The 10,709-nt window shown below is 65.6% G+C and carries 6 protein-coding genes; 3 read left to right on the top strand and 3 right to left on the bottom strand.

The features are described from left to right. Window positions 1-1,642, top strand: a 1,642-nt coding sequence (locus tag G4L39_RS09255) for a PKD domain-containing protein (RefSeq protein ID WP_205880903.1), incomplete at its 5' end; no start/stop codon positions are given. 78 nt (window positions 1,643-1,720) lie between these two features. Here the strand turns inward: G4L39_RS09255 and nusG are convergent. From nusG to G4L39_RS09240, 3 genes are read right to left on the bottom strand one after another with little or no spacing between them, the layout of a single operon-like run. Further along, on the bottom strand, window positions 1,721-2,209 hold the full coding sequence (gene nusG, locus G4L39_RS09250; protein ID WP_165107676.1) for a transcription termination/antitermination NusG family protein: 489 nt from the start codon (window positions 2,207-2,209) through the stop codon (window positions 1,721-1,723). A 32-nt stretch (window positions 2,210-2,241) separates the two neighbouring features. Then, window positions 2,242-2,859, bottom strand: coding sequence for an RNA 2',3'-cyclic phosphodiesterase (thpR, locus tag G4L39_RS09245; RefSeq protein WP_165107674.1), 618 nt, complete (start codon window positions 2,857-2,859; stop codon window positions 2,242-2,244). 11 nt (window positions 2,860-2,870) lie between these two features. Continuing rightward, the gene (locus tag G4L39_RS09240; protein WP_165107672.1) at window positions 2,871-4,001 is read right to left on the bottom strand and encodes a mandelate racemase/muconate lactonizing enzyme family protein; all 1,131 of its coding nucleotides are present in this window, start codon (window positions 3,999-4,001) and stop codon (window positions 2,871-2,873) included. Between the two features lie 224 nt (window positions 4,002-4,225). Between G4L39_RS09240 and argF the strand changes: the two genes are divergently transcribed. Together argF and G4L39_RS09230 are read left to right on the top strand one after the other, a co-directional pair. Continuing rightward, a complete protein-coding gene (gene argF / locus G4L39_RS09235; RefSeq protein ID WP_165107670.1) occupies window positions 4,226-5,125 on the top strand; it encodes an ornithine carbamoyltransferase in 900 nt (299 codons plus the stop codon). Window positions 5,126-5,495: 370 nt separating this feature from the next. Then, complete coding sequence (locus G4L39_RS09230) at window positions 5,496-10,631, top strand: lamin tail domain-containing protein (RefSeq protein ID WP_165107668.1); 5,136 nt, start codon at window positions 5,496-5,498, stop codon at window positions 10,629-10,631. Window positions 10,632-10,709: the final 78 nt, after the last annotated feature.

The raw sequence follows: 10,709 nt of genomic DNA, 5'->3' as shown, positions 1-10,709 counted from the left end.
CGCCAGTGACGAGGTCCAGGTCCAGGTCGAAGCGCCCCTGCCGATCAACCAGCCCCCGGTGGTGAATGCCGGTCCGGACCAGACGATCCGGCTGCCTGCCCCTGCCCTGCTGACGGGCCAGGCCAGCGACGACGGGTTGCCGGCCGATCCGGGGCAGCTGACCGTCTGGTGGGAGCTGGTCAGTGGTCCCGCACCGGTCAGCTGGAGCACCACCAACAGCCTCACGGTGGAGGTCAACTTTACACAACCCGGACTGTACCTGTTCCGCCTGGTGGCCAGTGATGGTGCCCTGAGCGCCAGTGACGAGGTCCAGGTCCAGGTCGAAGCGCCCCTGCCGATCAACCAGCCCCCGATGGTGAATGCCGGTCCGGACCAGACGATCCGGCTGCCTGCCCCTGCTCTGCTGGCGGGCCAAGCCAGCGACGACGGGTTGCCGGCCGATCCGGGGCAACTGACCGTCTGGTGGGAGCTGGTCAGTGGCCCGGGCCAGGTAGCGTGGAGCAACACCAATGCGCTGTCCGTGTTGGTGGCATTCACTCAGCCGGGCGTGTACGTGTTCCGCCTGTCGGCGAGTGACGGTGAGTGGGTTGCAGCCGATGAAATGCAAGTGGAGGTTCAGCCTGAAGGGCCGGTGAACCAGCCTCCGCGGGTTGGTGCCGGTCCGGACCAGACGGCTGACTGGGGTGACGTGGTGACGTTGCGCGGCGGGGTGCGCGACGATGGTCTGCCCGAGGTGCCCGGCGCGGTGACCGTGCGATGGGAAGTGGTGAGCGGCCCGGGCTCCGTCAGTTTCAGCCATCCATACGATCGGTCCACCGAAGCGACGTTCAGTGAGCCGGGTGACTACGTTCTGCGGCTGGTGGCGTTTGACGGTGAACTAAGTGCCTGGGCTGAGGTCACGGTGCACATTGTACCGCCGCCGCCGGCCGACCAATTTCTCGTGGTCCGGGAGGCTGAAGACGGTCAGGTGCAGGGGTCGGTGCAGGCTGGGTTCACCGGCGAGCCGGATTCGCCCACCAACGCAGCCGGCTATGTGCAGGGCGGCGGTTCGGACTCGGCGGTGACCTGGGCTGTTCCGGTTTCGGAGGAGGGGCTCTACGTCGTCTGGGTGCGTGCACGCACCACGGACGGCTCCAGTGCCCGACTGGCTGTGGCGGTGGATGGTGCCTCCGAGCAACAGGCGCAGGTGATCCCGACCACGGGTGGGTCGTGGGAATGGATGCCCTTGTCGGTGGTGGCCAACGGTGCATTTGCGCCGCCGGGCGGCGGGGTGCCCAGGTTGGTCCTTTCCCTGACGCCGGGTACGCGCAATGTCACCCTCCGGCTGAGCGACGGGCGTTTGATGGTGGACAAGGTGCTCCTGAGCCCGGCCGAGAGCAGCTTCCGACCGATTGAGCCGGGCTCGGCCCCTGAACGAGCGCCACGGTTCCTTGCGGCCCGGCGCAAGCCGGATCGGATGCAGGTGGTGTGGGAAACGGTGCCGGGCGCGGTGTATCGGGTGTTATTCAAAGATCACTGGGACGATCCCCGGTGGCAGGTCGGCTCGCCGGACCTGATGGCATCGGGCGATCGCATCGTATGGAGGGATCCTTCGGCCGTTTCGGCCCCCTCGCGGTTCTACCGATTGGAACGGTTGTATTGAAGGCGGGGTGGCCGTGTCCTTGTCCGACCATGGACGGTCGGCCCCGCCGGCTACCGGGCCGCAAGGTGGCGATCTGCGTCAGGCCGGTTCAAGTTCGCAAACGTCCAGTTTCACGGCCGCCGCCTGACCGATGAAATCCAGACGCAGCAGGACGATGTTCGGTCCGTAGCGTTCCTCCACCCAGCCCTCCAAGCCCCGGAGCGGTCCGCTCTTGATCACCACGCGGCTTCCCTTGCCGATACTGGGTGCCAGCCGGACCTCGCAGCCGGATTCGAGGGCAAAGAGGATCTCGTTGAGCTGGCGTTCGAAGAGCTCCTGGTCAAAGACGTCCAGCAGATTGGCCACGTAATCGCTGGACATGACGGTGCGCCGCTGATCGCGTGTGGGCCGAAGGAACACGTAACCCGGGAAAAGCGGCTTTTGGAAAACCACCACCTTGCCGCGGTAGCGGTGGGCGGAGGGCACCAGCGGCAGCGTGGCGTCCACGCCTTCGCGGTCGCAGAACTGCTTCAGTTTTTTTTCGCAGCGGGGTCGGGTGTGTGCCACCACCCACGGTTTGGGTTCCACCCGTCCAACATGGACGGGAGACACTCCCAGGGTCAAGGGCCGGCCGGCGGGGCGGGCATGAGGACGCATTCATGCAGTGGGGTGTGGATGGCGCCCTGCGGATGCAGCTCGCTGCGGAACAGGACCACGCGGTCGGCCGTCCATGGGAGTGCCGGTGGGACGGGCAACCGCGGCAGAACGCGTGCAAGCCCCTGCCGGGCGGCCGGGCTGGCTTCGCGGATCCGCGCCAGGGTCAGATGCGCCCGGAACGGCCGGTCCTCCCTCTGTCCCCAAGGGGCAGTAAGTTGTTGGACGCGGGACTGGAAGGTTTCCAGGGCGGCCAGTTCACCTGCCAGGCCCAACCACAACACGCGGGGCCGGTCCGGCGATGGAAAACAGCCGCATCCCGCGAAGGAAAGCCTGAGAATCCGCTGGCCGGCGCAGGCGGTCTGCAGAGCTTCCGTCAGCAGGGGAACCTCCTCCGGGTCCACATCCCCGAGGAATCGGAGGGTCAGGTGCCACTGTTCGGGCGGTGTCCACCGCAATCCCTCGGGGAGGAGCCTCTGAGCGGCCCGTTGCCATGGGAGGATGGCCTGGCGCAGCGGTTCAGGCAGGGGCAGTGCGATGAACAACCGCCATGGACCGGTCGAAGGATCGGCGGCGTGCGACATGGTTGGCAGGGCTAGGGTTGGTCCGTCAGGGGCCGCGTTAACCGTTCGGGCTCCACCTCCACGCCGAGGCCCGGGCCTTGAGGGACGAGGGCCTCGCCGTTTTCGACGCGGATGGGTTCGCGGAGGATGGTGCCGCGGAGGAACTGGGGTCCATTCAACGCGGCCGGTTTTTCCAGGCCGTGTGCGGCGTACAGTTGGAGGCAGGCGGCCAGTGAAAGGTCGGGGTCCGTCAGTCCGCTGCCCAACCACATGAGGCCTGCGTTTTCGAGCATCTGAATCTGTTTGCGCGCCTCCGTCAGGCCGCCGCACCGGGCGACCTTCATCGCCACTCCGTCGAGCAGTTCCAGGCGGATGAACTCCTCGAGTTCGACATGCGAGACCACGCCCTCGTCCATGAGGATGGGCAGGGCACCCTGTTGCCGGAGCCGACGGTATCCGGTGAGTCGCGCAGCCGGTAGTGGTTGTTCCAGCACCGCCACGCCTGCGTCGGCCAGTTTCGGAGCCACCTCCAGGGCGGTGGCTTCGTCGTAACCGCCGTTGGCGTCGGCCCATAAAAACCCGTCCGGCACCAACCGTTTGACCAGCCGACACAATTCCAGGTCGAATTGCGGATCCGGCGCGACCTTGACGTTGAAGTGGCGGTAGCCAAGGGCGCGTCCCTCTGCGACAACCTGCTCGGCCTCCTCCAGCGTTCGAACGTTGACCGTCCAGCTCAGGGTGAGCCGATCCCGGGCCGGCCGGTTCCATAGCTGCGCCGCGGTGCGGCCTGTCAACCGGCCCATCAGGTCAAACAACGCCAGGTCCACCCCGGCCTTGCAGATCGGTTGTCCGGTGGAAAACGACGGGGCGATGACGCGGTTCATCGCGGCATGGACCGCCTCCGGATCGAACACGTCCAGCCCCACCAGTTCCGGCGCGAGGTAATGCTGCAGCGTGGTGAGGACCGTCTCCAGCGTCTCATAACTCCAGCGATGCAGGGGAATGCTCTGGCCCCAGCCCACCACTCCGTTGTCCGCGGTGATTTTTACCACCACTGAGGCGCGGGCCGGACGGCGGCCCCGGGGCCCTTCCAGGAACTTGAACCACCCGCGTGTGGGATACACCACGGGGTGGGCCTCCACGGCGGCAATGCGCGTGCTCATGATTGCGTGATTCCCATGGGCGCGGCCCGGCGGGAGGGTCGGCAGGTCGTCCGACCGCCCGGCGCGACCGCCGAACCGCATGTTCCTTGCGTGTTGTATCGGACCGGGCGGGCACGGTCAAACCGGCGTGTCGAAAGGACGCTGCATTCCGCAGCTGACGAGACGGACCGGTTGCGGTATTTCTGGAGGATGTCGGGTGCACCGGCAAACAGGGGAGAAGCTCCGTGAGACACTTGTTGAGCATTGAAGGTTTGAGCGCCGCAGAGATGGAACACCTGCTGGCGGAGGCAACGGTGATGAAACGGGAACGCGGCCGACACACCGCCCAACCGCTTCGGGGCCAGATCTGGGCCCTCATCTTCTCCAAATCCTCCACCCGGACCCGCGTATCCTTCGAGGTGGGCATTCGCGAATTGGGCGGGCAATCGCTTTTCTTGAACGCCTCGGACATCCAGCTCGGCCGGGGCGAACCCATCTGCGACACGGCCCGCGTGCTCGGGCGCATGGTCCATGGCACCGTCTTTCGCACCTACGCGCAGGCCGACGTGGAAGAGTTTGCCCGTTTTGCCGGGATCCCCACCATCAACGCCCTCACCGATGAAGAACATCCCTGCCAGATCCTGGCCGACCTTTTCACCATTCAAGAAAAACGTCCCGGCCCGTGGTCGGAAAAGGTGGTGACCTTCGTGGGCGATGGTGCCTGCAACGTGGCGACGTCCTGGGTGTTTGCGGCGGGTCGACTCGGTTTCGAGTTGCGTGTGGCGTCGCCCCGGGCCTTCCAGCCCCCGGCGGACATTCTGCGCAGGGCCGGTGGACGCGTGGTTTGCACCGAGGATGTGCGGGCCGCCGCGCGCGGTGCGGATGTCCTGTACACCGACGTGTGGGTGTCCATGGGCAAGGAGGCCGAGGCAGCCGAACGCCTCCGCGTGTTTCAAGGATATCAGATCAATCAGGCGCTGGTTGCCCTGGCCAAACCCGGTGCGCTGGTCATGCATTGCCTGCCCGCCTACCGCGGCAAGGAAATCGACGCGGAAACCTTCGAGGCGCACGCACAAACGATCTTTGATCAGGCGGAAAACCGGTTGCACGTGCAGAAGGCCATCCTGGCCTGGGTGATCCGCTGAGGCCGGCTCCCCCGGATTCCGCCGCAGCGGCGCTTCCCGGTCCCACGAAATCCCGCAGCCCGACGCGGAACGGGTTCCGTGGCCATGTTCGTGCCCGGGAGGCCTTGTCAAGCCCGGCAGGCTCACGGAAATTGTGGCCGTCATGAGTGTCCTCGACCATGCGCCTTGCCGACCGGAAGGTTGGGTCACGGCTCCGGACCCGTTGTGCACATCGGACTCCCCGCGCAGCCCCGCGGGTTCGGCACCGTCGGTGGTACGGCGGAACCCGGTCCATCGTCGTTCTGCCCGACCAAAGTTCCGATTTCTCCTCGCCCTTCTGGCGACGTGGGCCTGCCTGAGCCGGCCCGAGGTTTCCCGGGCCGGAAATGTCGTGGTCACACTCGTTCCACCGGCCAGCACGTGGCGATGGCTCAAGGGCACCCGCGAAGCTTCAGAGCCCGATCCCACTGCCTGGCGATGGCCGGCCTTTGACGATTCCGGCTGGTTGGAATCCCCCATGCCGTTCTGGTACGGGGATGTCCAACCCGAGCCGGGCACGCAGCTGACCGACATGCGCGGCAATTACACCTGCATTTTCCTGCGACGCACCTTCACCGTGGATCGCCCGGCGTCGATCACGGCCCTTCGCTTGGATTTACTGAGCGACGACGGTTGCATCGTTTGGATCAACGGGGTTGAGGTGGCGCGCTTCAACATGCCGGAAGGTTTTGTGCCCTACAATGGCACGTCGCTGCCGGCTCTGCCGGAACCGATCCCGTGGGTCACCTACCAGCCCGGGCCGCCCGCCACTCTGCTCCAACCCGGCACCAACGTGCTGGCCGTCCAGGCTTTCAACTCGAGTCTGGGCAATTCCTCGGACTTTGTGATTCACGTGCAATTGGAGGCCGCCCTGGACAACACGCCGCCGACGCTCACCCTGGTCTGGCCTCCGCCGGGCAGCCGGGTAACCTCGCTGGCACGGGTCGAGGTGGCGTTTTCCGAACCCGTGTCGGGGGTGGACCCTGCGGACCTGCTTCTGAACGGGCAACCGGCCACCAACGTGGTGATGGTGGCTCCGGATCAGTACGTGTTCGAATTCCACCCGGCACCCACCGGCACGGTGTCCGTCACCTGGGCCGCCAACCACGGTATTGTGGATCAGGTCGGCCTGCCGTTTGAACCGCCGACCTGGACCTACACCGTGGATCCCCGGGCCGCATTGCAAAGCGTGTGGATCAACGAGTTCCTCGCCTCCAACAGTGGTCGGGCACCTGATGCGGTTCGCGACGAACTGGGCAACAGCCCGGATTGGATCGAACTTTACAACGCATCCGAGGACTGGGTGGACCTTGGCGGCTGGGGTCTTACGGACAATGCCGCGCAACCGTTCAAGTGGCGCTTTCCGCAGGGAACCGTTCTCGGACCGCGAGCGTATCTGTTGGTGCTTGCCTCGGGCCGCAACACCAACGTCAACGGCCGCCTCCATACCAATTTCCGTCTCTCCTCCAGCCCGGGTTACCTCGGCCTGTATGCACCGGATGGACAGGCCGTGTCCGCCTTCAGCCCCAATTACCCCCAGCAATACACCGATATTTCCTACGGTCGCGACCGCGTCGAGCCGGATCGGCTCGGCTATTTCACCCAGCCCACACCGGGTGCGCCCAATGCCACGCGCGGCGAAGGGTTCGGCCCGGAGGTACGCGCCTCGCGGGTACCGGGCACATTCCTCACACCATTTGCGCTCGAGTTGAGCGTCCCCGATCCCGGGAACTGGGAAATCCGCTACCTCATCGTGACGACCAACGTGCCCGCCACATCCCCGGCTCCGACCAACGTCCCCACCGCCCAATCGCCGCTGTACACCGGACCCATCCTCGTGACCAACAGCATGATCGTCCGGGCGCGGGCGTTTCCCAAACAGCCGGGGTTCTTCCCCGGCCCGCCCGTGAGTTATCCCTATGTCCGGATCAGTGCCGCCGCCGCGGCGTTCACCTCGCCCCTGCCCATCCTGCTCATCCACAACCTCGGCGGCGGGGCTTTCCCCAGCACCCAACCGCGGCTCGACCGGGAAAGCATCCTGATGGTCTTTCATCCCATCGGGGGTGTGGCTTCGCTGACCAATCCCCCCGCCCTTGTGACCCGCGCCGGTGTGAATGTGCGGGGCAGCAGCACCGCATGGCTGCCCCAGAAAAGTTTCGCCGTGGAGACCTGGGACGAATTCAATGACGACAAGGACGTGGAACTGCTCGGTCTTCCGGCCGAGTCCGACTGGGTCTTGTACGCCCAAAACCAGTACGATCCATCCTTCCTTCACAACCCCCTGGCCCACGCATGGAGCCGTCTCATCGGCCGATACTCCCCGCGCACGCGTTTTGCCGAGGTCTTCGTGAACACCACGGGCGGCACCGTGCAGTTCAGTTCCCCCGCCGGGGGCGATTATCACGGGCTCTACACCGTGCTCGAAAAAATCAAACGCAACAAGCAACGCGTGGCCGTGACACGGCTCGATCCGGGCGTCACCGATCCCCCGGCCGTCACCGGCGGTTACATCCTCAAAGTGGACCGCGCCGATCCCGACGAACGCACCTTTTACGACCCGTACCTGGAGACCAGCGTTGTGTATGTGGATCCGCCCGGCCTGGAGATGGCCACCCCCGCCCGACTCGCCCAGGCACAGTACATCCAGAACTATCTCCTGGGCTTCGGCGCGGCCCTTACGAGCCCCCAGTGGACCAACCCCGTGTCGGGCTATCGGCCATGGATCGACGTTGCTTCGTGGATTGACCACCACCTGCTCAACGTGCTCGCTCTGAACGTGGACGCACTCCGGTTGAGCGCCTATTTCTTCAAGCAACGCGGGGCCCCGCTGGAGATGGGACCGCTCTGGGACTTCGACCGTTCCATGGGCACCTCCGCTGATGGCGACCTGCGCGCCTTCAATCCACGGTCCTGGATGGGTTCGGTCGGCCTCGGCGGAGGCTCCGACTTCGGGACGGACTTCTTCAACGCGGCGGATGTCTTCCCCAACGGTTGGTACCGGCGCCTGTTTCGCGATCCTGATTTTTGGCAGGCGTGGATTGATCGCTGGCAGGAGCTGCGCCGCGGCCCCTTCCAAACCACCAACCTGTTTGCCCTGGTGGACGAGTTCGCCAATGCGGTCAGTCCGGTGCACTATCGCCAGGTCCAGCGTTGGTCGGGTTCGGCCCCGCGCGCAGGCTGGGTCACCGCCGCCGGCTATGCCCACAATTTCCCGGGCACTTACGCAGGCGAGGTCGCCTTCCTCAAACGCTGGTTGACCGACCGACTGCAGTTCATTGACACCAACTTCCTGGCGGCACCGGAGCTGGATCGACCGGCCGGTTCCGTCCCCGCCGGCACCGTGGTCCGTCTCCGCACCGCCACCCCCAGGGCCGGCACCACCACCTACTACACCCTCGACGGTTCCGACCCGCGCCTGCCCGGCGGCGGGATTTCACCCCGTGCCCTCGCCGGATCCGGTGACATCCTGTTGACGGTCTCCACCAATCTCTGTGTCGTGGCCCGCAATTACAACCCGCAACACCAGAACCTGACCGGCGCACGCAACCCGCCCATCTCCAGCCCGTGGTCAGGACCCGTCCGGGCCACTTACGTCGTGCAAACGCCGCCGCTCCAACTGACCGAGATCATGTATCACCCGGCCGCGGACGGGACCGTGGATGACCCCGAACAGCTCGAGTTCCTGGAACTCAAGAATACCGGCACCGCCCCGTTGTACCTGCCCGGGTTCCGTTTCACCGCCGGGATTCAATTCGTCTTCGATCCCACCAACGCCCCGGTGTCTCTCGCGCCGGGCGAGTATCTGGTGCTGGTACGGAACCGTGCAGCGTTTCAACAGCGTTATCCCGGGGTCACCCGAGTGGCCGGCCCGTACGCGGGCGCTCTCGCGAATGAAGGGGAACGGCTCGTCCTGGAGGGCCCCCTGGGTGAGCCGGTCTGGGAAGTCACCTACAAGGACCATTGGTACCGGGCCACCGACGGCGCGGGTTTCTCTCTGGTACCCGTGACCGAAGGTATCCTCGGCAGTCAGGCCGGGGCATGGCGCCCCAGCGCCAACCCCGGTGGTTCCCCGGGCCAACCCGACCCACAGCCCGCCCCAATCCCACCCGTTGTCATCAACGAAGCGCTGACTCATACGGACCCGCCGCTGGTTGACCTGGTGGAACTGCACAACCCCACTGCTGAACCCGCTGACATCAGTGGCTGGTTCCTTACGGACGATCGAAGTCAGCCGCGGAAATATGTTTTTCCGCCGGGCTCGGTCATTCCGCCGTTCGGTTATCGGGTGGTGGATGCCACGGCCTTCGGGACCGGACCGTTCGCCTTCAATCTCAGTTCGCTGGGCGAGGAGGTTTGGTTGTTCTCCGGAGACGGCACCAACCTCACCGGCTATGCGCATGGATTTTCGTTCGGCGCAGCGGCCAATGGAGTGAGTTTCGGCCGGCATGTGGACAGCCTGGGGCGCGAACATTTCGTGGCGCAAACGGTCAACACGCCGGGCGCACCCAACGCCGGTCCGCGCGTGGGTCCCATTGTCATCAACGAAATCATGTTCGAACCCCCGGCCACACCGCCCTACGCGGACACCGTGCATGAGTACGTGGAACTTTACAATCTCACCGACCAACCGGTCCCTCTTTATGACCCCGCCCATCCCACGAACACCTGGCGTGTGGAGGGACTCGGATACGTCTTTCCGCCCGGCGTGATCCTGGGACCCCGCAGTTATTTGTTGCTGGTGACCTTTGATCCAGAGGCCGACCCCATCAGCACCGCGATGTTCCGTCGCCGTTATGGTTTGTCCAACGACGTTCGACTCCTGGGACCGGTCCCGGGCCGGCTCGCCAACGAAGGTGAGCGCCTGGCCCTGCTGCGACCCGACCCACCTCAAACCCTGCCCAATCCGTTCATCGGTTACGTGCCCTACGTGCTCGTGGATGAAGTGGAATACGAGCCGGGTGCCCCCTGGCCGGAAAGCGCTGCCGGGACGGGCGCTTCGCTGCAAAAACGGCGTGTCTGGCTCTTTGGCAATGACCCGGCCTCGTGGGAGGTGGGGCCACCCACACCCGGCGCACCGAATCTGTCGGAAGCCCGGGACGACACGGACGGGGACGGCCTGCCAGATGCCTGGGAGTTGGCCCACGGCTTGGATCCCAATTCCGCCGAGGGTGATAACGGGCCCACCGGCGACCCCGATGGCGACGGTATGAACAACTTCCAGGAGTACATCGCTGGCACCCATCCGCGCGATCCCGCCAGTCTTCTAACCCTGACCGCCGCCCCCGCCGGCCCGGAAATGATCGAGCTGACGTTCCAGGGGCAGCCCGGTCGGGTTTACTATCTACAACGCGCCACCCATCTGGACGGTCCATGGGCCTTGCTCCGCACCCTGCCGGGCCCCGAGACCCCCGGCCCCGTCCGGGTCTGGGAGGAGGTCGGCATCGAGCCAGGGGCGTTTTACCGGCTCGTGGTGGTCCTGGCGCCGTGAGCACTGCGGACAAACCATCCCTCCGGAGGCCGGGCCCGTGCGTGAGTCCGCACAGGACGGGTGTCAACGCCTGAATCC

It is taken from the genome of Limisphaera ngatamarikiensis, assembly GCF_011044775.1.
Taxonomy (GTDB): domain Bacteria; phylum Verrucomicrobiota; class Verrucomicrobiia; order Limisphaerales; family Limisphaeraceae; genus Limisphaera; species Limisphaera ngatamarikiensis.
Note: the sequence above shows the minus strand (reverse complement) of the source record. Positions and strands in the feature narration are given on the sequence as shown.